Annotated in this window: 17 protein-coding genes and 1 tRNA gene; 12 read left to right on the top strand and 6 right to left on the bottom strand. The window is 61.8% G+C overall.

Going from position 1 to position 24,962, the window contains the following annotated elements:
• Positions 1 to 153 precede the first annotated feature (153 nt).
• Together ACLV8F_RS23430 and ACLV8F_RS23425 are read right to left on the bottom strand one after the other, a co-directional pair.
• Positions 154 to 1,182: a lysylphosphatidylglycerol synthase domain-containing protein gene (locus ACLV8F_RS23430; protein WP_411886599.1), complete on the bottom strand. Its 1,029-nt coding sequence runs from the start codon at positions 1,180 to 1,182 to the stop codon at positions 154 to 156.
• A 309-nt stretch (positions 1,183 to 1,491) separates the two neighbouring features.
• A complete protein-coding gene (locus ACLV8F_RS23425) occupies positions 1,492 to 2,892 on the bottom strand; it encodes a sensor histidine kinase (protein ID WP_411886598.1) in 1,401 nt (466 codons plus the stop codon).
• A gap of 523 nt (positions 2,893 to 3,415) precedes the next feature.
• Here ACLV8F_RS23425 and ACLV8F_RS23420 point away from each other — a divergent pair.
• The 10 genes from ACLV8F_RS23420 to ACLV8F_RS23375 all read left to right on the top strand — a co-directional run bounded on the left by ACLV8F_RS23420 (position 3,416) and on the right by ACLV8F_RS23375 (position 13,995).
• Entirely contained in the window at positions 3,416 to 3,733 is a 318-nt protein-coding gene (locus ACLV8F_RS23420; RefSeq protein WP_411886597.1) for a hypothetical protein, read from the top strand.
• 121 nt (positions 3,734 to 3,854) lie between these two features.
• The gene (gene fdnG / locus ACLV8F_RS23415) at positions 3,855 to 6,941 is read left to right on the top strand and encodes a formate dehydrogenase-N subunit alpha (RefSeq protein ID WP_411886596.1); all 3,087 of its coding nucleotides are present in this window, start codon (positions 3,855 to 3,857) and stop codon (positions 6,939 to 6,941) included.
• A 9-nt stretch (positions 6,942 to 6,950) separates the two neighbouring features.
• Positions 6,951 to 7,892, top strand: coding sequence for a formate dehydrogenase subunit beta (gene fdxH, locus ACLV8F_RS23410; protein ID WP_411886595.1), 942 nt, complete (start codon positions 6,951 to 6,953; stop codon positions 7,890 to 7,892).
• Between the two features lies 1 nt (position 7,893).
• Positions 7,894 to 8,565: a formate dehydrogenase subunit gamma gene (locus ACLV8F_RS23405; RefSeq protein ID WP_411886594.1), complete on the top strand. Its 672-nt coding sequence runs from the start codon at positions 7,894 to 7,896 to the stop codon at positions 8,563 to 8,565.
• Positions 8,566 to 8,587: 22 nt separating this feature from the next.
• Positions 8,588 to 9,619, top strand: a complete 1,032-nt coding sequence (fdhE, locus tag ACLV8F_RS23400) for a formate dehydrogenase accessory protein FdhE (RefSeq protein WP_411886593.1) — start codon at positions 8,588 to 8,590, stop codon at positions 9,617 to 9,619.
• Entirely contained in the window at positions 9,619 to 11,070 is a 1,452-nt protein-coding gene (selA, locus tag ACLV8F_RS23395; protein ID WP_411886592.1) for an L-seryl-tRNA(Sec) selenium transferase, read from the top strand. The genes fdhE and selA overlap by 1 nt, the downstream gene beginning before the upstream one ends.
• A gap of 7 nt (positions 11,071 to 11,077) precedes the next feature.
• Positions 11,078 to 13,003, top strand: coding sequence for a selenocysteine-specific translation elongation factor (selB, locus tag ACLV8F_RS23390; RefSeq protein ID WP_411886591.1), 1,926 nt, complete (start codon positions 11,078 to 11,080; stop codon positions 13,001 to 13,003).
• Between the two features lie 7 nt (positions 13,004 to 13,010).
• Positions 13,011 to 13,106, top strand: a tRNA-Sec gene (locus tag ACLV8F_RS23385).
• A 32-nt stretch (positions 13,107 to 13,138) separates the two neighbouring features.
• Complete coding sequence (locus ACLV8F_RS23380) at positions 13,139 to 13,579, top strand: glycine cleavage system protein H (protein ID WP_411886590.1); 441 nt, start codon at positions 13,139 to 13,141, stop codon at positions 13,577 to 13,579.
• The gene (locus ACLV8F_RS23375) at positions 13,579 to 13,995 is read left to right on the top strand and encodes a DsrE family protein (protein WP_411886589.1); all 417 of its coding nucleotides are present in this window, start codon (positions 13,579 to 13,581) and stop codon (positions 13,993 to 13,995) included. Before ACLV8F_RS23380 ends, ACLV8F_RS23375 begins: the two co-directional genes overlap by 1 nt.
• A gap of 68 nt (positions 13,996 to 14,063) precedes the next feature.
• On the opposite strand, the gene ACLV8F_RS23370 is transcribed toward ACLV8F_RS23375, so the two are convergent.
• The gene (locus tag ACLV8F_RS23370) at positions 14,064 to 15,089 is read right to left on the bottom strand and encodes a GlxA family transcriptional regulator (protein ID WP_411886588.1); all 1,026 of its coding nucleotides are present in this window, start codon (positions 15,087 to 15,089) and stop codon (positions 14,064 to 14,066) included.
• 176 nt (positions 15,090 to 15,265) lie between these two features.
• On the opposite strand from ACLV8F_RS23370, the gene ACLV8F_RS23365 reads away from it, so the two are divergent.
• The gene (locus ACLV8F_RS23365) at positions 15,266 to 16,333 is read left to right on the top strand and encodes a class I SAM-dependent methyltransferase (RefSeq protein WP_411886587.1); all 1,068 of its coding nucleotides are present in this window, start codon (positions 15,266 to 15,268) and stop codon (positions 16,331 to 16,333) included.
• A gap of 169 nt (positions 16,334 to 16,502) precedes the next feature.
• On the opposite strand, the gene ACLV8F_RS23360 is transcribed toward ACLV8F_RS23365, so the two are convergent.
• The 3 genes from ACLV8F_RS23360 to ACLV8F_RS23350 form a co-directional block, all read right to left on the bottom strand.
• A complete protein-coding gene (locus tag ACLV8F_RS23360) occupies positions 16,503 to 17,984 on the bottom strand; it encodes a S8 family peptidase (RefSeq protein WP_411886586.1) in 1,482 nt (493 codons plus the stop codon).
• A gap of 442 nt (positions 17,985 to 18,426) precedes the next feature.
• Entirely contained in the window at positions 18,427 to 22,101 is a 3,675-nt protein-coding gene (locus tag ACLV8F_RS23355; protein ID WP_411886585.1) for an SIR2 family protein, read from the bottom strand.
• A 93-nt stretch (positions 22,102 to 22,194) separates the two neighbouring features.
• The gene (locus tag ACLV8F_RS23350) at positions 22,195 to 23,877 is read right to left on the bottom strand and encodes a TIGR04141 family sporadically distributed protein (RefSeq protein ID WP_411886584.1); all 1,683 of its coding nucleotides are present in this window, start codon (positions 23,875 to 23,877) and stop codon (positions 22,195 to 22,197) included.
• 496 nt (positions 23,878 to 24,373) lie between these two features.
• On the opposite strand from ACLV8F_RS23350, the gene ACLV8F_RS23345 reads away from it, so the two are divergent.
• On the top strand, positions 24,374 to 24,962 hold a 589-nt coding region (locus ACLV8F_RS23345; RefSeq protein ID WP_411886583.1), incomplete at its 3' end, for a patatin-like phospholipase family protein.

The following is a 24,962-nucleotide window of genomic DNA, read 5'->3' as shown; positions in this document are numbered from 1 at the left end:
GTTTAGCGAGACCCCGCCTGAACCGAGCACCGCAGGTTGCCCCGGAGCGAAGCGCAGGGGACGCAGGAGCCAGGGTCGCCTTTTCTTTGCTTACTTTCTTTTGGCGAAGCAAAAGAAAGTGAGTTGCCGCCGGGCAACCCCCGGCCAGCAAGCCTATGCAATGGGCGCGCCGCCGGAGCAAGACCCAGCAGAACGCCCCGCCGCAAACCGCTCAAGCACCACATACAACACCAACCCCCCAGCAAGCGGCAAGAAGTAATAAAGCGCCCGGTAAGCCAATACCGCCCCCATCAAGGTCCCCTGCCGCACACTCCCCGACAGCAGCGCCAGGTACACCGCCTCCAGCACCCCCAGCCCGCCAGGGATGGGCATGATCACACCCACGATGGACGCCGCCATCAGCACGCCCAGCACCTTGCCGTATTCCACCTGCGTGCCCAGCAGCAAATACATGGCCGCGCCCATCAACGCCCAGTTGGTGGCCGACAGCCCCAGCTGCACCAGCGCCAGGCCGGCGGAGGGCAACTGCAGGCGCCGGCCGCGCACGCGCCATTCGCGGCCTTTGAAGAATGCGCAGGCCAGCACATAGGCCACGGCCAGCAGCACCATGGCCGCGCCCAGCAGCCGCAGCGCCGTCGCGCCTATGTGCGCCTGGCTGGGCGGGGCGATCAGGCCCGCGGCAAACAGGCTGCCGGCCACCAGGCCGTAACCCAGCCAGTTGGTCGCCAGGCTGATGCCCACGATCTGCGCAATGGTGGTTTCGTCCAGCCCGGCCCGCGCATACAGGCGCGCGCGCAGGGCCACGCCGCCCACCAGTGAGCCCAGGTTCAGGTTGAAGGCATAACTCGTCACCGCGATGGCCCAGGTCTGCAGGCGCGGCAGCTTGTGGCGCGTGTGGTGCCGGCCTATCAGGTCGAAGCAGCCGTAAAGCGCATGGCTGGCCGTTGCCAGGCCCAGCACGGCCAGTAACAGAAGCGGGGAGTAGCGGCGCAGCGCCTGCCAGGCGCCGGCCCAGTCGACCTTGTGCGCATGCGACAGCAGCAGGCCCAGCACCACCAGGCCCAGCGCCGGGAACAGCCAGCGGCGCACGCGCGGCCACAGCGCCGCCACGGTGGAGGAGGGGTTGCCGGCGGAAGCATCAGCGGAAATTGGAGCCGTGTTGGGGGCCGTGGTGCTGGGCATGATGTTTGTCATCTTCGCCACGGCGGGCCTGGCGCGCCAGACGGTTGCGGCGCTGCTTTTTGTAGGCGCAGACCGACGAGACGGGCGGGCACGGGCAAAGAGGGGGATGAAGAATTTAATCCGCAGATTTCGCAGATTTACGCAGATAAAAGAAAACCCAATGGACAGATTTCTTCAGTAATCGTTGCAGCCTCGCGCCCAAGCACGCCCGCAACCAATTTGTCTTCAATCTGCGTAATCTGCGTAAATCTACGGATAAATATTTGCATCATCCGCGGATGAATTCCGATGGCGCCCCACCAGGGCCCGCTAATACCGGGCCAGTTCCACCCAGAAGACGCTGCCCCCGGTATGGCGCGTGGCCATGCCCACCGGGTGCCCCAGTACCTGGCTGAGCCGGTAGACGGCCGCCAGCTCCAGCCCGAAGCCTTCTTCCGTGCCCAGTTCTGGGATGCCCTGGAAGAAGGTCTGCTGGCGCTCGTGGGCGATGCCCGCGCCGGTGTCCCACAGTTCGATGCGCCAGCGGCCCTGACGCTGTCGCACGGCCAGCAGCACGCCGCCGCCGTGCGTGTTGCGCAAGGCGTTGGACAGCAGGCTGCCCACCAGCCGCTTGAGCAGCACCGGGTCGGACAGCGCCCGGCCCGCCGCCGCGCGCACGCGCAGCCGCAGGCGCTTCTCGCGCGCCAGCGGCGCGTACTCGGCCGCCAGTTCGTGCGCCAGCGCCGACAGGCCCACCGGCTGCCGCTGCACCTCCAGCGAGGCCGGGTCCAGCCCCGCCAGGTTGAACAGCGACTCGAACAGCTCGTCGATCTTGCGCGTCGAGTTCGCGATCTTGCGCGCGATCTGCGCGGCGAACTCAGGCTCCATCGCCAGCCAGTCCGCGTACTGGCTCAGCGCATGCACCGGGTAACGCAGGTCGTGCGCGGCGCTCGCGATGAAGCGGCTCCTGACCGCCTCCGCCTCCAGCGCCGCGCGTTTGCGGTCGGCCAGGGAGTTGATCAGTTCCCGGCGGTCGAACTGCAGTTCCAGGTTGGCCCGCCGCGCGCGGTGCATGCGCCGCCCGAACACACGGGCCAGCGCCCAGAACACCAGCACCACCGCCATCTCGACCACGATCTCGAACGCGGAAGCCAGCCCGTCTTTTTCCAGCGGCAATCCGGGGCGAAACCCCATGCCCAGCTCCAGGCCCAGTTCGAGGCTCAGCGCCAGGCCCATCGCCACCAGCACCGAGGCGCACAGCGCATTGCAATAGGCCGAGAGGCTGCGCAGGCTGGGCGGCGAAGACGTCACCGCCACCACCGCGATGCCCACCAGGATGACCATGCACAAGAGCTGGTCCTCCACCGGCGCCTTGCGGTACACCACCAGCATCAGCGAGCCCCAGGCCGCCGCGCTCACCGGCCAGGACCAGCCGTTGCGCAGCATAAAGTTTCGCAGCGCCGTGCCTTCATCGTTGGCCAGGCGCGCGCGGTAGGTGCGCAGGATGCCGTAGCGCAAGGCGGTCGCCGCCGCCGCGGCAGCCGCCCACAGCCACAGCGCCGCGGCATCCACCTGCCCGTATAGCATTGTCAGCACGATGAGGATCAGCGCGCAGGCCGCATGCAGCGGCGGCCGCGCCTGCCGCATGAAAGTGTGGATCAGCTGCGTATCGACCCAGGCTGCACGCGCGCCCGTGGCGGCTCCCGAAAAATTCTGTGGGCGTGTGGGCATCATCGTCGGTGATCCTTCCGCGGGCGAAGCCGGCATGAACACAAAACACTTCTTCCCGCGCCGCGTGGGGGGGGAGGAGGGCATCTGTTCTTCAGCTTATGAAGATTTGCCGCGGCTTTTTCCGCAAAGGTATTCCTGAAGACAATTGCTGTGAGGTTTTTGAAAATGACTGTAGCGCGGCAGGCCGCCTAGCCATCATGGCTATCAAGAGGCATTTTCCGTGCCGTCTTTACCGATGGATACACCGGCCTGCATACCTTTTTATTCGCTGCGCCACGCCGCATCAGGCAAAGCACTTACGCGCCGCCCTCCGCGTGAAGCAGGGGCTGCCGGCGGGGCGTCCGGAAACTTTCCGGAAACTTTTGCGTCCTTTTTGTGTCAGGGTCAGGCGCCGCCCTTCCACAGGCCCTTCAAAAATAAGCGCTTGACTCTTCACCGTCAGGTGGCTTGTAATGGCCTTTGAGTAAAGCCAACCGTGTCCCGCACCGGGACGGTTGCGATGTCACCATCGTACGGAATAGCCATGAAACCACTGCTCGTTTGCGCCGGCCTCGCGGTCGCGCTTCTCGGCTTGACGGCCTGCGGCAAGAAGTCCGAGCCTGCCGCCCCGGCAGCGTCCGGCGGCTCCGCCCCGGCTTCCAGCAGCGCCACCCCTGCCGTCACACCCTCCACAGGCGACATCCCTGCCAGCTCCCCGGCCACCGGGCCCGCCGCGGGTGGCACGGCCATAGGCGGTATGGCCGGCGGCCAGGCACAGGGCGGCGCCAAATCCGGCGGGACACCCGCGGCGACCGGTGGTGACGGCGCTTCCGGCAAGCCCGCAACGGCCGCATCGCAATAAACCGGCCAGCGAATTCCGCATAACCACAACGACAACAACAAGACCCATTTCCCTTTTCCCGTTTCCCATTTCCCATTTCCCAATCCCACGAGTGCGCGCTATCACCGCAGGAGACACCACGATGGACATGAACCGAAGGCAATTTTTCCGCGTCAGCGGCGCGGGGCTGGCGGCGTCCAGCCTGGTCGCGCTGGGCTTCTCGCCGACCTCGGCGCTGGCCGAGACGCGCAATTTCAAGCTGGCGCGCACCACCGAGACCCGCAACACCTGCCCCTACTGCTCGGTGGGCTGCGGCATCATCATGTACAGCCTGGGCGACAAGGCCAAGAACGTCACGGCCGACATCATCCACATCGAGGGCGACGCCGACCACCCGGTCAACCGCGGCACGCTGTGCCCCAAGGGCGCCGGCCTGCTCGACTTCGTGCACAGCCCGAACCGTCTCAAATACCCCGAAGTGCGCGAACCCGGCAGCACCGAATGGAAGCGCATCTCCTGGGATGAAGCGATGGGCCGCCTGGCCAAATTCATGAAGGCCGACCGCGACGCCAACTTCATGACCAACAACGCCGACGGCAAGGTCGTCAACCGCTGGACCTCCACCGGCATGCTCTGCGCATCGGCGTCCTCCAACGAAACCGGCTACCTCACGCACAAGACCATGCGCTCCCTCGGGATGCTGGTCTTCGACAATCAAGCGCGGGTTTGACACGGACCGACGGTGGCCAGTCTGGCCCCGACGTTCGGACGAGGCGCGATGACCAACCACTGGGTGGACATCAAGAACGCCGATCTCGTTCTCATCATGGGCGGCAACGCCGCCGAAGCGCACCCCTGCGGCTTCAAATGGGTGATTGAGGCCAAGCAGCACAACAAGGCCAAGCTCATCGTGGTCGACCCGCGCTTCACGCGCTCGGCCGCCATGAGCGACTACTACGCCCCGATACGCGCCGGCAGCGACATCGCCTTCCTGGCCGGCGTCATCAACTACCTGCTGTCCAACGACAAGATCCAGAAGGACTACGTCGCCAACTACACCAACGCCTCCTTCATCGTGGGCGAGGCCTTCAGCTTCAAGGACGGCCTGTTCTCGGGCTACGACGAGGCCAAGCGCAGCTACAGCGCCGCCAGCTGGGGTTACGAGCTCGACGACAAAGGCTTCGCCAAGGTCGACCCGACCATGCAGCACCCGCGCTGCGTGCTCAACGTGATGAAGACGCACTTCTCGCGCTACACGCCTGAGCTGGTCAGCCGCATCACCGGCACGCCGAAAGACAAGTTCCTGAAGATCTGCGAGATGGTCTCCGCCACGGCCGTGCCCAACAAGGCCATGACCATCATGTACGCCCTGGGCTGGACGCAGCACAGCGTCGGCTCGCAGATGATCCGCACCGCGGCCATCATGCAGCTGCTGCTGGGCAACATCGGCATCGCCGGCGGCGGCATGAACGCGCTGCGCGGCCACAGCAACATCCAGGGCCTGACGGACCTGGGCCTGCTGTCCAACTCGCTGCCGGGCTACCTCTCGCTGGCGCGCGACGCCGAGCAGGACCTGGAAACCTATTACAAGACCCGCGCGCTCAAGGCCCTGCGGCCCAACCAGATGAGCTACTGGCAGAACTACCCCAAGTTCTTCGTCAGCCTGCAAAAATCCTGGTGGGGCAAGGCCGCCACGGCAGAGAACAACTGGGCCTACGACTACCTGCCCAAGATCGACAAGCTCTACGACGTGCTGCAGGCCTTCGAGCTCATGAACCAGGGCAAGCTCAACGGCTACATCTGCCAGGGCTTCAACCCCGTCGGCTCCTTCCCCAACAAGAAGAAGGTCATCGCGGGACTGTCCAAGCTCAAGTTCCTGGCCGTCATCGACCCGCTCAACACCGAGACGGCCGAGTTCTGGAAAAACTTCGGCGAGCACAACGACGTGAAGAGCGCCGAGATCCAGACCACGGTGTTCCGCCTGCCCTCGACCTGCTTCGCCGAAGAAGACGGCTCGCTCACCAACTCCGGCCGCTGGCTGCAGTGGCACTGGAAGGGCGCCAACCCGCCCGGCGAAGCGCACGGCGACGTCGAGATCATGGCGGACCTGTTCAACCGCATCAAGGCCATGTACGTCAAGGACGGCGGCGCCTACCCTGACCCCATCGTCAACCTGACCTGGCCCTACAAGATCCCCAGCGCGCCATCGTCCGAAGAACTGGCCATGGAATACAACGGCAAGGCGCTGGCCGACGTCGTCGCCCCGCCCGACCCCAAGGACCCGAAAGCGCCGCCCAAGGTGCTGGTGAAAGCCGGCGAGCAATTGCCCGGCTTCGGCATGCTGCGCGACGACGGCTCCACCGCCTGCGGCTGCTGGATTTATTCCGGCGCCTGGACGCAGGCCGGCAACCAGATGGCCAGGCGCGACAACGCCGATCCGTTCGGAATCGGCCAGACGCTCAACTGGGCCTGGGCCTGGCCGGCCAACCGCCGCATCCTCTACAACGCCGCCTCCAGCGCGCCCGACGGCAAACCCTGGGACGGCAAACGCAAGCTGGTGCAGTGGAACGGCACGGCCTGGGGCGGCAGCGACGTGCCCGACATACGCCCCGACGCTAACCCCGGCGATGCCGACCGCGTGCAGCCCTTCATCATGACGGCAGAGGGCGTTGCGCGCATGTTCGCGCCCACCGGCATGGCCGAAGGCCCGCTGCCCGAGCACTACGAGCCCTTCGAGTCGCCGCTGGTGAACAACCCCATGAACACCAACCCCAAGGCCAGGGCCAACCCGGCCGCGCGCGTGTTCAAGGGCGACATGGAAGCCTTCGGCACGCCCAAAGACTTCCCCTATGTGGCCACCAGCTACCGCCTCACCGAGCACTTCCACTACTGGACCAAGAACGTGCAGACCTCGGCCATCATCCAGCCGCAGCAGTTCGTCGAAATCGGCGAAGAGCTGGCCAAGGCCAAGGGCATCGCCAACGGCGAGTGGGTCAAGGTCTCGTCGAACCGCGGCTTCATCAAGTGCGTGGCCGTGGTCACCAAGCGCATCCCGCAGCTCGACGTCGACGGCAAGAAGATAGACACCGTGGGCCTGCCCAACCACTGGGGCTTTGTCGGGGTGGCCAAACCGGGCTACCTGGTCAACACGCTGACGCCTTTTGTCGGGGATGCGAACACGCAGACGCCCGAATACAAGTCGTTCACGGTCAACATCGAGAAGGCATAGGGGCCCACCATGTCATCACTGCAATCCCTCGACATCGCGCTGCGCTCCGCCACCACCACGCCCTCGCCGCAGGCCAGGCACCACGTCACCGAAGTCGCCAAGCTCATCGACGTCACCAGCTGCATAGGCTGCAAGGCCTGCCAGGTCGCCTGCATGCAGTGGAACGACCTGCGCGACGACGTCGGCGACAACATCGGCACCTACGACAACCCGCGCGACCTCACGCCGCAATCCTGGACAGTGATGCGCTTCTCCGAAGTGGAGATGAAGCAGAAGGACGAAAGCACGCGGCTCGAATGGCTGATCCGCAAGGACGGCTGCATGCACTGCGACGACCCCGGCTGCCTCAAGGCCTGCCCCGCGCCCGGCGCCATCGTCAAGTACACCAACGGCATTGTCGACTTCATCAGCGAGAACTGCGTCGGCTGCGGCAACTGCGTCACCGGCTGCCCGTTCGACGTACCGCGCATCAGCAAGAAGGACGACAAGGCCTACAAATGTTCTCTGTGCTCAGACCGCGTCGGCGTCGGCCTGGAGCCGGCCTGCGTCAAGGCCTGCCCCACGGGCGCCATCCGTTTCGGCAGCAAGGAAGACATGCATGAATTCGCCGCCGAGCGCATCGTCGACCTCAAGGAACGCGGCTACGAAAACGCCGCCGTCTACGACCCGCAAGGCGTGGGCGGCACCCACGTGATGTACGTGCTGCAGCACGGCGACCAGCCGGGTCTGTACCACGGCCTGCCGGCCAACCCCACGATCAGCCCCTGGGTCTCGCTGTGGAAGGGCGCGGCCAAGCCCCTGGCCGTGGCCGCCATGATAGGCGCGGCCGTGGTGGGCTTCTTCCACTACATCAAGGTCGGCCCGCTGGAAACGGAAGAAATAGACGATGCCAGGGAACGCGAACTGGCCGACGGGGACGATACGCTGCCGCCACCCCCCAAGGAGAGCTGACATGGAGCACATCACCATTGTTCGCAGTGACGAACGCGCTAACGAACGCGGTATGGAGCCCACCATAGAGCGCTACCCCGACCGCACCCGCATCAACCACTGGCTGGTGGCCTTGCTCTTCATCTGCGCGGCCCTGTCCGGCCTGGCCTTCTTCCATCCCGCGTTTTTCTTCTTCACCGCGCTGTTCGGCGGCGGCGTCTGGACGCGCATCCTGCACCCCTTCTTCGGCGTGCTCATGGTGCTGGGGTTTGTCTTCCTTTTCTTCCAGGTCTGGCGCGACAACTTCTGGAACGCAAGCGACACCGCCTGGACGCGCCGCGCGCCCGAGCTGCTCAAGGGCCATGAAGACAACATGCCCGCCGTGGGCAAATACAACGCCGGCCAGAAGATCGTGTTCTGGACTTTCGGTATCTGCCTCATCCTGCTGCTGATCACCGGCTTCATGTTCTGGCAGCCCTGGTTCGCCGACTTCTTCCCCATCGTGCTGCGCCGCATCGCCGTGGTCGTGCACGCCCTGGCCGCCGTCATCCTGATCATCAGCGTCATCATCCACATCTACGCGGCCATCTGGGTCAAGGGCTCCGTACAGGCCATGACACGCGGCACCGTGAGCCGGGCCTGGGCGCGCCAGCACCACCGGCTCTGGTACCGCGACATGGGTGGCGAAAAATAGCCCGGGAGCGCACAATCACCTCATGACCCTGACACAAGCCAGCGCATTGTTGTCCCCGGAGGAAATCGCCGTCCGGGCCGGCCAGCAGGTGCCCCACCTGCATTTGCCCAAACGCCATGAAGTCTTTGCCGAACGCGAAACCCGGCTGCGGCAGCTGGCCGCCTCGCACCCCATGCGCGACTTCCTGCTCTTCGCCGCCGAGCTGGTGCGCGCCCAGCATGAAATCCTGCAGTCCTACCCGGCCGTCGCCTTGCCCGATGCCGATGCCATAGACGCCGCCTCGCGCGCCGGCCAGCCGCCCGTTCCGGCCGTGCACTGGCCGCGCGACCCGCAGTGGCGCGCCGGCTTCCACCGCCTGCTGGCCGCGCTGCTGCCCCGGCTGGAAGGCAGCCCGGCCCAGGCCGTGGTGCGCGAGCTGCAAGGCATCCCCGACGACGCGCTCGAGCAGCAAGCCGACCGCCTGCTGCACAACATCATGTTCGGCCTCGACATGGCCGCCGCGCCCCTCATCGCCGCCGGCCTGCAGGCCTACTGGACGCAGCTGGTGCTGGCCACGGAAGAGGCGCGCGGCACCGACCGCCTCGCCCCCTTCGGCCGCGTCGACGACGCCACCGTCTGCCCCTGCTGCGGCAGCCGGCCCACGGCCTCCGTCTCGCGCATAGACGGCGGCGGCAGCTACCGCTACCTGCATTGTTCGCTCTGCTCCGCCCAGTGGCACATGGTGCGCATCAAATGCGCCCACTGTGAAAGCACCAAGGGCATTCACTACCAGTCGCTGCAACCCGCCGGCGATGGGCCAGCCGCCAGCGGCGCGCCCAAGCAGGCCGTCGAAGCCGAAACCTGCGACGAGTGCGGCCATTACCTCAAGATCGTCCGCATGGACCGCGACATGTACGTCGACCCGGCGGCCGACGACCTGGCCACCGTCACGCTGGACCTGCTGGTGTCGGAGGCCGGCTTCCAGCGCCACGGCGTCAACCTCATGCTGCTGTTCGGCGACCCCGATGGTCCCGACGGCGCTGACCCCGATCCCAACGACGGCGGAGGCGGCTGATGGCCGCGACCGGCGAGTCCGTGGTTCACGGCTCGAAGGCCAGGCCCCAGGATCTGCCTTCGGTTGACAAGCTGCTCCGGCTCGACGCCGCGCAAGCCCTCGCCGCCGCGCACGGCCATACGCTGGTTGCCGAACAAGCCCGCTCACTACTTGATCACTTGCGCGTGTTGGCCCTGGCCGGCGGCCTTGATGCCGGCAGCGTCCTTCCAGAGGCATTGGCCCATGAACTGGCCACCCGCGTGCAGGCCCGCCTCAGCCCGCGCCTGCGCCGTGTGCTCAACCTCACCGGCACCGTCATCCACACCAACCTGGGCCGCTCCGTGCTGCCGCAAGCCGCCATCGCCCACCTCACGGCCATGATGGAAGGGCCCAACAACCTCGAATACGACCTGGCCGGCGGCGGCCGCGGCGACCGCGACAGCATCGTCGAAGGCCTGCTCTGCGAGATCACCGGCGCCGAGGCCGCCACCGTCGTCAACAACAACGCGGCAGCCGTGCTGCTGACCATCGCCGCGCTGGCCGGCGGGCGCGAGGTCGTCATCTCGCGCGGCGAGCTGGTCGAAATCGGCGGCGCCTTTCGTATGCCCGACGTCATGGCCAGCGCCGGCGCCGCCATGGTCGAAGTCGGCACCACCAACCGCACCCACCTGGCCGACTACGCGCGCGCCATCACGCCGCAAACCGCCTTGCTCATGAAGGTGCACACCAGCAACTACGCGGTCGAAGGCTTCACCGCCTCCGTGCCCGAGTCTCAGCTCGCCGAACTTGCGAAGGAACGCGGCGTCGCCCTGGCCACAGACCTGGGCAGCGGCTCCCTCATCGACATGTCTTCCTACGGCCTGCCCAAGGAACCCACACCGCAAGAGATGCTCGCTGCGGGCTGCGGCGTCGTCACCTTCTCGGGCGACAAGCTGCTGGGCGGCCCGCAGGCCGGCCTCATCGTCGGCAGCCGCGAGCTGGTCGGCAAAATCCGCAAGTTCCCCATGAAGCGCGCGCTGCGCCTGTCCAAGCTGCCGCTGGCCGCGCTCGAAGCCACGCTCATGCTCTACCTGCAGCCCGAGCTGCTCACGCGCGACCTGCCCACGCTGCGCTGGCTCACACGCCCGGCCGGGCAGGCCGCGCAGACCGCGCAACAGCTGCTTGAACCTTTGCGCGAAGCACTGGCCCCGCGCTACGCCGTCACGGCCGAAGCCATGCTGAGCCAGATAGGCTCAGGCTCGCTGCCCGTCGACAGGCTGCCTTCGGCGGGCCTGGCGATTGCGCCGCTGCTGCCCGGCAAACGCGGCACGGGCACGGCGCTTGAAGCCCTGGCCACCGCCCTGCGCGAGCTGCCCCTGCCCATCATCGGCCGCATCGCCGACGACCGCCTGCTGCTCGACTGCCGCTGCCTGGACGACGCGGCCGATGTGCTCAACCAGCTCGCCGCATTGCGCGAGCGCATCACCGCTTAAGGACGAGATGATCGTCGGCACCGCAGGGCACATAGACCACGGCAAGACCGCCCTGGTGCGCGCCCTCACCGGTGTCGACGCCGACCGCCTGCCCGAAGAAAAGCGCCGCGGCATCACCATTGAACTTGGCTACGCCGCCATGCCCACGCCAGGCGGCGGCCAGGTCGGCTTCGTCGACGTGCCCGGCCACGAAAAACTGGTACGCACCATGGTCGCCGGCGCCAGCGGCATCGACTACGCGCTGCTGCTGGTCGCGGCCGACGACGGCGTCATGCCGCAGACGGTCGAGCACCTCACCATCCTCTCGCTGCTCGGCATCGATCGCGGGGCAGCCGTCATCACCAAGATAGACCGCGCCGACGACAGCCTGCGGCATGAACGCGAAGTACAGGTGAAGGCACTGCTCGCCGGCGCCGGCCTGGGCGGCTACCCGGTGCTCAGCGTCTCGGCCCAGCGCGGCGATGGGCTGGCCGACCTGCGCGCGCTTCTGCTCAGCGAAGCAGCGCGCCCGCCCGCCGCGGCCACCGAAGAGGCCGGCTTTCGCATGGGGCTGGACCGCGTTTTCACGCTCGACGGCGTGGGCACCGTCGTCGCCGGCAGCATCGCCGCCGGCACCGTGCACATAGGCGACGCTTTGTGCCTGGCCCATGCGCCCGAAAAACACTACCGCGTGCGCAGCCTGCAGGTGCACGGCAAAAGTGCCGAAGCCGCCCACGCCGGCCAGCGCTGCGCCGTCGGCCTGGCCGGGCTGGAGCGCGGCGCGGTCGAACGCGGCCAGACCCTCTGCGACCCTGCAATTGCCAACAGCACGCAGCGCCTCGACGTCTGGCTGCAACTCGCCGCCACTGAAACCAAGGCCCTGCGCTCCGGCACCTTGGTGCATTTGCACACCGGCACGCAGGAATGCATGGCCAGCGTCGCCGTGCTCGGCAAGCCCTCGATTGCGCCCGGCGAATCCGCCCTCGCGCAGCTGGTGCTGCAGCAGCCCGTGCATGCCTGGCACGGCGACCGCTTTGTGCTGCGCGATGCCTCCGCCAGCCGCACCGTCGCCGGCGGCACTGTGCTGGACACGGCTGCCCCCGCGCGCTACCGCCAGACGCCCGAGCGCCTGGCCTGCCTGCACACCCAGCGCGCAGTCGGCGCCATCCAGCGCCTGCGCGGCGCGCTGGCCCACGCGCCCTTCGGCCTGCACGGGCCCTCATGGCTGCGCGGTGAAGGCCTGCGCGCCTGGCCCTTCAAACCCGACGAGCTGCCCGGCGTGGTGTGGGCCGAAGCGCAAGACTGGATCATCTCCAGCGAACAGCTCGCCGCCGGCGAAGCCGCCGTGCTGCAGGCGCTGCAGGCCTTCCACACCGCCCACCCCGAAGACATGGGCCCCGACCTGCAACGCGCCCGCCGCCTCGCCGCGCCCCGCATGCCCGAAGCCCTGTGGGGCCAGCTTGTCGGCCACATGGCCCAGGCCGGCAAGCTCGCGCGGCGCAGCGGTTTTTTGCACCTGCCCGAACACGGCGCCCAGCTGCGCGCCGCCGACAAAATCGTTGCCGAACGCGCGCTGCCCATGCTGCTCGACGGCCGCTTCGACCCACCCTGGGTGCGCGACATTGCCAACAACGCTCACCTGCCCGAAGCGCAGGTGCGCCAGGTGCTGGCCCGCCTGGCGCAAGGCGGCGAGGTCTTCCAGGTCGTCAAGGATTTGTATTACCACCCCCAGGTGGTGCAGCAACTCGCGTCGCTGGCCCGCGGCATCGCGCAGCGCGAAGGCACCATCACCGCGGCAAGCTTTCGCGACGCCACCGGCCTGGGCCGCAAGCGCGCCATACAGATACTGGAATTTTTCGACAGAATAGGTTTCTTGCGCCGCGTGGGCGATGCCCATTTGCTGCGCACCGGAACGCCGCTGTTCCCCGAAGAAGAGGGGGAACAAGCGTCATGAAGATCATGGAAGAAAAACGCTCCTGGTGGGGCGGCTGGGCTTCAAACCCAGTGGGTGGCGCCATGCGCCGCCGGGTGGGTTCGACTCCCGCTTTCTTCCGCCAATTTCCCCGCGCCCGCGCGCGCACGTGTGGCCATGCAGATCCTGGGCTTTGACTACCCCGATGAGTGTTTTTATTTGCTGGAGCGCGACATGTGGTGCCGCCCGCTGGCCGACGGCCGCCTGCAGGTAGGCGTCACCAGCTTCGGCATTCACCTGAGCGGCGACTTCTTCATGTGCCGCCCCAAGCCCGTGGGCACAACGACAGGGCAGGGCGAAACCCTGGCCGTCGCCGAACTCAGCAAGTCCGTCGTCGCCATCAAGACCCCCGTCTCCGGCGCCATCAGCGAGATCAACCCCCTGCTCGAAGACACCCCCGAAATCATCCACCAGGACCCCTACGGCCAGGGCTGGCTCGTCACCATCACACCGAATCGTTGGGAGCAAGACCTGCCGCAACTGGCCCACGGCCCCCAACTAGAGGCCGCCGCTACAGCCCGCATGCGGCTTGAAAACATCAAATTCCCGCCCGCGTGATGACACAACAACAAGACCCAACAAGCACTTCACCGGCAAGCCAGCAAGGCCTGACCATCATGGTCTGGTCCTGCGACCCGCAAAACCCCGAACGCGCCGCCACCCCCTTCATGGCCGCCCAGGCCGCCGCGGCCATGGATTTAAAAGTCGAGATGCTCTTCACTGCGCAAGCCGTGCAGTGGCTGCTGCCCGAGCATGCGGACACATTGATAGGCTTCGGCCCGCAAAGCCTGCCCGTGCGCCACTACCTCGAAGTCGCTGCCGGCCTGGGGATTGAGATGCGGGCTTGCAGCCAGGCCATGCATGCGCTGGGGCTTGGGCGTGAGGGCTTGGTGCCGCAGTGTGCGGGGCTGGGTGGCTTGGTGGCTTTTTTGGGGCGGGGGCAGGAGGTGGGGTGGCGGATGTTGGTGTTTTAGTCGTTCGGCCTACGGTATCGAAGGGCCGGTGAAAATGCAGACTTGGCTAGCCCGGTCCGAACCGTGCCTCAAGACCGCGCAAAGTCCGGAATGCAAAAGCGCTTGCGGTAAGCTCCCGGCGCCATGCCTGTCGTGCGCTTGAAGAGCCGGCGAAAGAAGGCCGGGTCTTCATAGCCCACGCGCCAGCTGATCTCGTCCACCGCCGCGTCGGTGCGCTCCAGGCGGCGCTTGGCGTCTTCGATGCGCAGGCGCTGCGCGTACTCGAGCGGCGCAATTCCCGTGGCCGCCGTGAAACGCCGCTTGAAGGTGCGCTCCGCCAGCTTCGAGCGCTTGATCATTTCCTCCACGGGGCGCGCCACCGAAAAATGCTGCGCCAGCCATTGCTGCGCGCCCAGCACCTCGTTGTCGCCGTGGTCGCTCTTGCCCTCAAAGACCATGTAAGGCGCCAGCCCGTCCTGGTGCCACTGCAGCGCAAACAGGCGCGCCACCTCTTGCGCCATCGTGGCGCCCGCGTGGCGCGCGATCAGGTACAGCGCCATGTCGTGCCAGGTGGTTGACGCGCCCGAGCAGACCAGTTCCTCGCGCGGGCCCGAGATCACCAGCACGCGCTCGGGGTGTACCGTCACCGCCGGGTACAGCGCCGTGAAAGCGTTCGTGTACGCAAAATGCACCGTCGCGTCCTTGCCGTCGAAGAGGCCCGTCTCCGCCAGCAGGAAGAGGCCCGAGCACGCCGAGCACAGCATCGCGCCCCCCTCATGCATGCGGCGCAGCCACGCCACCAGGCGCGGGTAGCGGCCCGTCTGCCAGCCCTCGGGCCCCAGCAGAAAGGACGGCACGATCACGATGTCCGTCGCCGCGATGTGGTCGATGCGCTGCTGCACGTCGATCGGCACACCGCTCACCAGCCGCAAGGCGCCGGCCTCTTCCCCCACGATCTCGATCTGGAAGGGCGGCTTCGCCTTCGCCTCCACCAGGCCCATCATCGCCGCCCCATTCATCACGTCAAGAATGCCCGCCAGCGTCGAGATCACGGCGTCGGGTACCGCCACAAGGCTGACGTGCAGGGTGGTGCTGGATGCTGCGGTGAGGGTCATGTGTTCTTCACCAGGGTGGGGGCGGGGCCGGCATGAAGCGCCTGCCATGCGGCATGGCATGAACAGACCGGTTGCGGGCGATTTTAGCCCTGTCGCTTTGGGCGGCCGACGCGGATCATTGCCCCACGGAATCACCCGCTCACCTTTTTGACCACCCGAGAAAGTACCCCGCACCCATGACCACCGCCGCCATAGACAACGCCAGACTCGAAAATTTTGTGATGCGCACCATAGGCGACCTGACCGCCGCCTACACCGGCCTCATGGTCAGCATCGGCGACAAGCTCGGCCTCTACAAAACCATGGCCGGCGCCGGCCCGCTGGGCGCCAAGGAACTCGCCGCGCGCTCCGGCTGCGCCGAGCGTTATGTGCGCGAATGGCTCAATGCCCAGGCGGCCGGCCACTACATCGGCTACCACGCCCTCAGCGATACCTATGAGCTTTCACCCGAACACGCCCTGGTGCTCGCCGACGAAGCCAGCCCCTTCTTCATCCCGCCCGCCTGGAACGTGCCCGCCGCCATGTGGTTCGACGAAGACAAGGCCCTGCACGCTTTCCGCACAGGGGAGGGCGTGGCCTGGGGCGACCACCACGAGCGCCTGGCCTGCGGCGTCGCGGCCTTTTACCGCAACGGCTACAAAGCCAGCCTGGTCGCCGAATGGCTGCCCGCCCTCGAAGGCGTGCAGCAACTGCTGGAGGCCGGCGTCGACGTCGCCGACATAGGCTGCGGCCACGGCCACTCCACCTTGTTCATGGCCGAGGCCTTCCCCAGCTCCCGCTTCCACGGCTTCGACACCCACGCCGAATCGATCCAGCAGGCGCGCGGCAATGCCGCAAAGGCCGGCGCAGCCGACCGCGTGAACTTCAACACCGCCCGCGCCGCCGACTACCCCAACAAACAATACAGCCTCATCTGCTTCTTCGACACCCTGCACGACCTCGGCGACCCCGTGGCCGCGGCCAAACACGCGGCCGAAGTCCTCGCCCCCGGCGGCACCATCATGCTGGTCGAGCCCTTTGCCAACGACAAAATTGAAGACAACCTGAACCCGGTAGGGCAGCTGTACTACACCGGCTCATGCCTGATCTGCTGCGCGCATGCGATCTCTGAAGGCGGCAAGCTGGTGCTGGGCGCCCAGGCCGGGCAGGCACGGCTGGCGGAGGTGTTCCGCAAGGCCGGGTTCACGCACTTCAGGCGGGCGGCGGAGACGCCGTTTAATTTGATTTTTGAGGTGCGGCGCTAAGGGTGACTATCGTCAATAGGTCGTTATCGACAGCGTGAAATGTTGATTTGCTCAAACAGTTGACGCATCGGCGAAAAAGCCGGTCCATCTGATCTGCCTGCGCACCAGAATGCCGTGCTCAAGCAATGCGTAGCCAGCGCGGCGGGCTGGCTTACGCTGCACTTTCTGCTCAGTCTTTCGGGTCGAACACGCCAGCCGCCTCGGTCGCCTTTAAGAGGCTACCGCTTGCGGGCAGCGGCGCTGCCAGTAAGGCCGCAGCGTTGATGACGCCGCTGCCATAGTCGGTTGAGCCTGCGGGCCAGTTGCCCGGCGTCGCTGTCTGGCGAGCGAGCTTCTTGAAAGCCTGCACGATTTGCCATGCTCCCCCCGCAGCGTAACGGGCCTTCAAAGCATCAATGCCATGCCAGGCTAACCACAGGGCGGCAATACCTGAACAAGTTGCCGTAGCGTAGCTTGTGCCGTGTCCGTCCGCTTTCGGGTACACCGTGCCTGCGGCAGTGCCGTGTGGTAATTTCCTGGCTTCGATCCTGCGAATCACATCGGCGGGAGCGCAAATGTCGACGTATTGCCCACGTGCGCCGCTGCTCCATGGTTTAAAGCCCGGCCCGACGCCGCCCATGGTGACGCACCGGTTGTAGCGCCCGGGGTAGATCACCTCCTGCAAAACCTGTCCGGCTGCGCAGACCACGATCACGCCATTCTCGTAGGCGTAATCCAATGCATCGGCCAGTTTGCCGGAGCCAAACCAGGCGCCCAGCGAGATGTTGACAACATGGCAACCGTCGTCAACGGCTTCGCGAATGGCGTCGGCGACATGCTGTTTGACGTGGTCGATGATGACCGAATCGGTGACGCGGTAAGGGATGATCGTCACACCCGGTGCCACACCATAGTAAGGATGGGTCGGCGTTTGCGCCATGAAGCCGGAGATGGCGCCGCTGATGCGTGTACCGTGGCCGGGGAACCCCGGAAGCCACTCATCACGCGGGTCTGCGTCAGCCGGGCCATCCCAGTAATCATGGCCCAACCCGGGTTTTACCGTTGAACTGTTGCCATTCCTCCATCCCAAAGCGACGTGCTCGGTGTAGCCGGTGTCGATATGACCGACATTGATGCCGTCCCAAGGTAGCCGGTTGGCAAACTTGGGGTCGTTTGCAAACATGGCCCAAGCATTGACGACGTTGGCGCCGCGCCCGTCGAGATGCCAGTCGAATGGCCCTTGAAAATGCTGCGGCAACGGCGTGTCACTTTTCGCAGTGGAGGCCTTTGGCTGGGTGACCAGGGAAACCGCAGCGCTGGGTGCCGCGATCCCTTCAGCGGCCGTCGCTCCACGCTGCATGACCGCCATCAGCGCGCTGCTGCTCAAACTGTTGACGGTCAGCGCGCCCCAGGTCCGCAGTTGGGCTTCCCAATCCTCGGTGCTCGTCAGCGACGGCTGTGCGCGCAACTGCGACTCCAGGATTTGGGGTATCACAAAAACGTTGCTGCTGGGGCCTGGGGTAAGGCTGGTCAGCGAACCCTGGGTACCGAGGGCATCCAGAAGATTTTTCAAAAATCGTCGCTGTGCGGTTGCGGTGGACTGCAACTGCACGGTGGTGACCAGGCTGTCGACGATTTCCTCGTGTCGGTCTTGAGGTGCGTGCGTTGCCATTCCAGTTCCTTTGTGACGGGTGACAGAGTTCTCAGCGGCTGGCGCATATGGTGACAGATGTACCTTGCCAGCACCTCCCCTGATCGGAGGAGGCGACTGGTCAAAATCCGCTTTGGGTGGTTCCCGCTTGAACGCCTGGGCGCCGGCCATGAGGTTGGCGAAGGGGTACTGGAAGGGGGTCTCTTTTTGCCACCTCGCTCAGGCCGAAGCCGGGCAGGCACGGCTGGCCGAGGTGTTCCACAAGGCTGGGTTCACGCACTTCCGGCGGGTGGCGGAGGGCCAGCTTTTGTTGATCGAGGGCTTCATTTTGAATTCGCTGGCATCATTTATCAGCACTCGCCAGAGTTCGATATTCTCTTTCTACGCCCCGCCGGGCCGATTAGAGAGGACGGTTCCATCCAAGAGACGCTGTGACCCTTAGAATAAAAAAGAGCACTCAGAGTTAATTTGAATTGCTCGCGAAACGAACTTCTGGAAGAGCATCCTCCTTAGATTCCTTAAGAAGCTTTTGTAGACTGAGCGCACCCGGAGTAAGTGCGATCACCGTGTTAGCGAACTTTACGCATGCCTGTCGAATACTGGAGGCACTAATAGCCTCTCGGCTTATCGGATCAATAGAGGCGTAATCTGTCGCGTTGAATGCATTTGGTATAGCCTCTATCAACATAGCTATTTGTTCTTCCGTTAACCATTGCTTTTTCACTAACTCTTCTGCAAGTTGGATGAGTTGCTGTAGTCCCACTGAGCGCCCCGATTCGATGATTACGATTAACCTCGAAATTAGTCCCAATAGCTGCGGAGGGCGATCTGCATCTGAGAAGTTCATCCACTTCTGCAGAGCGATTGCTGAATAGCTAACCGTGCGTGATTCATGATCTTGCAAGCTTTTTCGAACAATTTTTTCGATAGTGATCGAAACAGCATCCCCAATCTTCACAAAATAGACGAAGGCAGGAATCACGGAAGATGCCTCCTTGAGGTCCTCATAAAAAACCTTTAATTGTTCAAATCGATTCAATGTTTTCGCTTCGGCGGATAGTGCTGGACAAATGGCATAAGAAAGTGCATTGCCTATGGTTTCTAAGAGTTGCTTTCGATGATTAGTAGCGGCACCAAAAAAATCATCCTCTTCTACGCCTGGACGCCACGCTACCAATTGATCAAACAACGTCATCGCCTGTTCTGACGTCGGAAGTAGGTGTAGTGTTTCATTCGCCGCTGCATTCGCCATGCTTGCATAGATCGTGACGGCATGCTCGATTTCTGGAGAAGGGATACGACGTAGATCTTTCTGAGTGGCCGTCAAAACATCCTCGTTATCCTCATATAGATATCGTCGAACGACCAGCGTGGATCTCGTTACATCTGGCATGGGTAAAAGCAATAGGGCGTGAGGGTATAAGCCTGTTTCAGGCAATTCTCTGTAGTCGGGTGTGTTACCCCAAAGCGCGTTTGCCAGACTGTCGCGCTCAGTCTGCATAAGAAAACCTTCCTTTTTTGCCAATGGCAAGAGCCGTTGTAACGCCGCAGTTCTCGAAATCGATCCCTTCTGTGCCACAGCCGTTATCAACTGGTTTATGCGGCTATCTAATTTGACGTAAGTGTTTCGGGCGTTGGGCCAATTGACAATAGGATTGGGCCAGTGAGGGAAGTTGTCGGCCATTACCTCACTTTGCAAAGGAAATGCCAATGCATCTTCCAATAGTTCGCCTTGCTTGGATTTCGAAATGCCGCTTAGCGAATGAGTTAATAGATGCTCCAAGACATCAAACAGCCACAAATGCCGCGCGTCACTTTGGTGTCCTATTGAGAGAGCCAGTAAGAATACTTCCTTAGATTTTTCGAGAGAAGTTCGAACAACCAAACGTGCCAGAACCTCCATCAGCACCCTGAGAGCCGATAGTGAATAGCCTTGCTGCTCTTTGGTTCCCTCACTTCTCTGCCTGCGCCAGTAGTCAATGGCAGTCAGAAGACGACCAATTAAAGTGTCGACTACCTTCTTTGACGAGCGTGCCACACCGATGCGTGTAAAAACGTCTTTTATGGATGGAGAGCTTTCGCTGCTGGACGCGCGAATCGCCAAAATATAGTCTTCGAGTTCGGCGCCGTTGCCACCAGCCAATACTAATTTCTCAACTGACCCTGCAAGTAAATTGACATTCATAAACGCACTACCCGAGCGCAAGGGAATGCCTACTTCTCTGGTCAAACCTTCAAGTAGGAGAAGCTCTGATGTTTGATTGCTGTATGAACGCTGACTGGAGTTGTCTCGATAGTGGCCTTGTTCAAATAGTGGCTCAATAGTTTTCTGGTCTTTGAGGTATTTTTCTTGCTTCTTATTGGTCTTTTCCTGGATGGCTTCGATCCAGGTCCACGCGTCACACTTCCATTTTCGATAGTTATTCTCGGCGAAGGTAGGTAACTCTTCGGCAGGACCAAATCGGTTGGCTGCGCTGAGTAGAACATGCGCCCAGACTAATCGAGACAAAATAGGGATGGAGTAACGGTCTCGTCGATGACTTTCACGTAGTTCACCGTAGGCCGTTGCTATGAGTTTTCCTCCCTCGTCGAATCGCCCCAATTCCATCAGCAATGCTGCCTTCCTCAGCTTCCATACCGGGTCTTCACCCGTAATTTCTTCAACTAACGTTTCCATTCTCCGAAAGTCCAGCTGATCACGGGCTACAAGAGCTTGGTGGTAGGCTAATTCTGCAGCGCAATCGGGTAAGTATTGAGCATACTTTTCCAGCAATTCATTCAAGAGTCGTACATGTTCTTCAATGACTTGCTTATCGGTTTCCTCGCTCGCGTCGAGCCAACGACTGCTTTTTAACAAGACCAAAGCTATTTCCATCTGCTGTTGCTTGCTGAGGGCGCATTGTTCGTCTTGGTGGGCGACTTGAGAAAGCACCTCCATGAGCCAGGGTGGGATATATTCAAACGTAATACTGTGCCGCCACGCGATTTCGTAGAGAAGCTTGGCGCGATCATCAGACGCTAGGGCAGCAATATTCTTGGGGTTAGGTAACGGGTCGCTCAATTGATTCTGGACCTGCCACTGCAGCGCTGGGGGGCATACCAGCCAGCCTGGATAAGTTTCTCGATCCTTTTTTAGTACACCTAGCTGTTCTCTTAATAGCTGTGCGGCGTACTCATGATCTTTGAATTTTCGGGAATGATCTCCTTGAGCCTCTTGTGGCTGACGCACATTGCCTGGTTTCCACTCATGTGGTCTGGCCTTCGTTTTTCCTTCTTCCCTCATTGCCTCCAAGAACAGGCTGGTTGCCCTCTGATGCCTCAGGTCAGTATCTTGAATGTCTTTTACTGCATCCCACAAATCGACTGGTGCGATTTTTAGGGTCTCCAAGTACACTCGTTGAGATGCCGACAAATTCAAAGCACCAACCAAATAAATCTTGCGCGCATGACCTGCTAAATGGTCGCGCACCCAGCCGGCCCATTGCAAGAAATTCGGGTCGTCGCCCGAAAAACCCAGAAGACAAAGCTCGTTTTCAATAAAGACCTGCCTCGCAAAATTGACGAAGGGGGCAAATTTTTCGGGATAAGTCCGGTAGTCCTCCTGCGCTGCGACAAAAGTATCGGTGACACCGATCGTGCCGTGTAATTTGACAATGCGCGGCGACGGTGCCCAAGCAAGATCAGACGTTCTATTCACTGAGGTGTAATAGGGACTATGAACGTCTTCAGCTGCGCGTTCGAGCAGAGTATCCCAGTTGGTAGTCATAACTTCAGACCACGGCAACTCTAATAGCGACTGGTAGAGCTCACCAGTTCTCCATGCATCGTCGTCAATTTGGGAACGAATCTGATCGTTCAAAGCAGCTTGTCCAAAATAAGCACGGTACTCCTCTGCAACCCGTAGTGGGTCGGAAAAGCTTAGATCTTTATTGTGGGGTTTGAGTTCGGCTAGCAATTTCTTACTAAACGAATCCCATAAAGGCATCTTTTTATTGCCTCCGACGTGATGTGCCGCGCTACGACTAAAACCAGCACCAATAAGGATTGCTGCGCCATGCTGGTTGGGACTAAAACTATGCAAGGCTGCTGCCAGCTTTTTGATGGCCGCATAGTCGGAAATGTCATTGAGCTTGTGCATGGTCTCTGTTGGTTAAGTGATACTGGTTTTTTATTTTCGGCACACATCGGGCCAGACATGCGTAGTCCGTCAAGTTGCCAGTGAAGAATTGCCTTACGGAAATAAGAACTCGATGCGATGCCCCGATTGAAGCATCTGTTTTGCGAGTCGCCGTAATGAACATTTTGCAAATAGTGGGAGTTCTTGCAAAGGATTCCTCTTCTTACGGGTAAGAATGACGACCCTCAGTATCCAGGTTCCTGGGAGGGGGCGGCTGGTGGTTAGGTCGGCATGGATCGCAATCTTCTGCTTGGTAGAGTACGCAGAAAGAGCTGTCCTGAAGCCTGGATTTGGGGAAAACAATAACTCAACCGAACGCCGAACTTGTTCGCATAGATGACTTAGTGGTGCTGAAGTGTCTGCACGTTTAACGAAATACATAGCCCTATTCTTGTTGTCAAGGAAGTCACAGACTTCGAACTTCGACTGTCCACCACCGTAGTGAATGTTCTTCGCGTCAAGTAAAGAGTATTTACCAGTTGCAGATGCTTGTCGGTTGTATTCGGCTTCTTTTAGAATACCGTCCCAAGCAAATAGAGTTGGCGGAGTAGTTGGAACTGAAAGAGTCAGTTCCTTCAATAGGGTGGCGAGAAATTTCGGTTCGGCGATGAACCAGCGGCCTTCGGCCAGTATGTGAGGCACATTGTTTAAATTTACTTCGATGGCAAGGCAAGAGAATATGTCAGTAGTGAAGATCTCCTTCAACTGATCATCGAAGCAATGGACTGCAGTTCCTTTTGCAGTTGTCAACGACGGAGATTGGCTCTGCGATCTTAGAAAGCTCCGCCAATCACTTTCTGCCAAGAAATTCTGTGTCGAAATTGTGGATCCTTGTTTTGCTACTTGTTTTCTCCCTAAGGTGAAGCTGTCGGGGGTTAGTTCAGAGTTTCCTCTCTTCCCGTGAGCGACAAGCATCAAACTGCTTGGCCAATTTGCCGACCTAAGTTGAACATCTAAAGCGTTTTCAAGCTTGAGTTGTAAGTTCGTATCGTTTACTGGGACAAGATAGTCCACTTCGGGCCACATCTTCCGATAGCCCGTGTTCTGAAATTCAACAAAGCATGCGTCTAGCACGGCGCTCAAGTCGCTAAGCGTTAAGCTGATTCGCAAACTTTGTCCGCCGCGGACCTTCGACCCCTTTGGAAGAAGCCCTTCGAGTTTCTTGGGCGTGGTCGGTTTTCCCGTTTTAACACCAAGAATTCCAGTTGTTTTCCCTTCTACAACCTCCAATAGATCTCTATCAGCATCAAGATTGAAAGTATCTTTTGTTGAGGCGATTGGCGCTCTATCCGTCGAAATATGTCGGAGCGCAAATACCTGCTCTGTACGCAGTTCCAACAGTTGATCAATGGAGAGCACATTTAGTGCAACGGTTCTGCCGAAGTTTGGTTCAAGCCAATCATCATTAAGGCGTTGCCAGCCTGACCCGAAAGACAGGATGAAATATCGATTTGCCAAATCGGGAGGTATCGAATTACGCTTTCCCGTAGGCCGCAGTATTAACAGCGCACCGACGGTTTTGGATTCAATGTTAGGAAAAGAACCGGTAATGCTGATACCGGCTGACTTTCTGAGCTCCTCGGCCCAATCAGGAGTGCTCCCTTTCGGTTGAAAGGAGAAGAAGTCTCCTAAATACTCCCCTGCTTCTATTTGGCAGTCTGGAGCGTTGAACGTCGACGATACGTCCTTCTTTTTCCCCTGAAGCGTTAGGTAGATTGACGCATTTATGGTGCCCATAAAGCCTCCCTTGTTCTAAATCCGCTCGGGATCCGCTGAGCGTGACTTGTCTCCTCTGTCACCAGACTCCAGTTAACCATGATCGCTATTGGTTGAAATCCTCCAATTAGAGGGCTAAAGCTGATTTAGCCTGACCTTGATAGCTGCTCCCATATACGCCACCCGGCGTATTCCCCAATTCCCTCCCGGTCCCCAGAATCAACCCCATCGCTGCACCAAAGCCATGTTTTCCGGCTTTCGCGCAGCGAAACGCAATTTAAAGCGCATCAGCACACATGCGCCACGCATGCCGTCGAACAGCTCACCTGGCTCCTCCAATCGAGGGAGGCATGAATAAAATGTTTATGCCACGATGCCAGGCAAGGGTGCATCCCCGGGGCCAGCCAACAGTTGCTGGATAGCTGACGAAGCACGCGCCCAGGCGCCGGCATGCCCGGTTTCAGAAAATCAAAAAATACCGTATCGGCGCACAACGCCGGCCGGTGGGGAGACAAGCATGAGCGAGCTTAAAAAAAGTGCCGAGCTTCCGTTTTGTGATCTCGTGATGAAGGGCGGGATCACCAGTGGGGTTGTCTATCCGAAACTGATCGCCCGTCTTTCGGGCGAGTACCGGTTCAAGAACATAGGCGGAACGTCCGCCGGGGCGATTGCCGCTGCCGGATGTGCGGCGGCGGAGTTTCGGCGCCACAGCGGGAGTCATCAGGGCTTTGACGATCTGGCCAAGCTTCCCGGCGAGTTGAGTGATTCTGTCGGGAATCCACCGGCGTCGCGTCTTCGCCATCTGTTCCAGCCTAGCGTGGCCCTGCATAAGCACTTTGACGTGCTTCTGGCGGCCTTGAATCAGCCCAGCCCCACGGCGAGGGTGGTTTCCACACTCGTGGCGCTGCTGCGCCAGTACTGGGCCTGGGCATTGCTGGCCGGGGCGGCTACCTTTCTTGTGCTGGTGACTTTGGTCCGGTCTTCCGGGGCAATCCCATGGTGGCAGGCGGCGGGATTTTCTTTTGTTTGCCTGCTGGTGTGGCTGGCGGCCGGTTGGTTCGGGGTTTTGCAGCGGGGGCGTGGCACCGGCACTGCACCGACGCTTG

The organism is Polaromonas sp. YR568, from assembly GCF_943369675.1.
Lineage (GTDB): Bacteria > Pseudomonadota > Gammaproteobacteria > Burkholderiales > Burkholderiaceae_C > Polaromonas.
The sequence above is the reverse complement of the archived record's forward strand: the minus strand, read 5'-3'. Positions and strand labels throughout refer to the sequence as shown.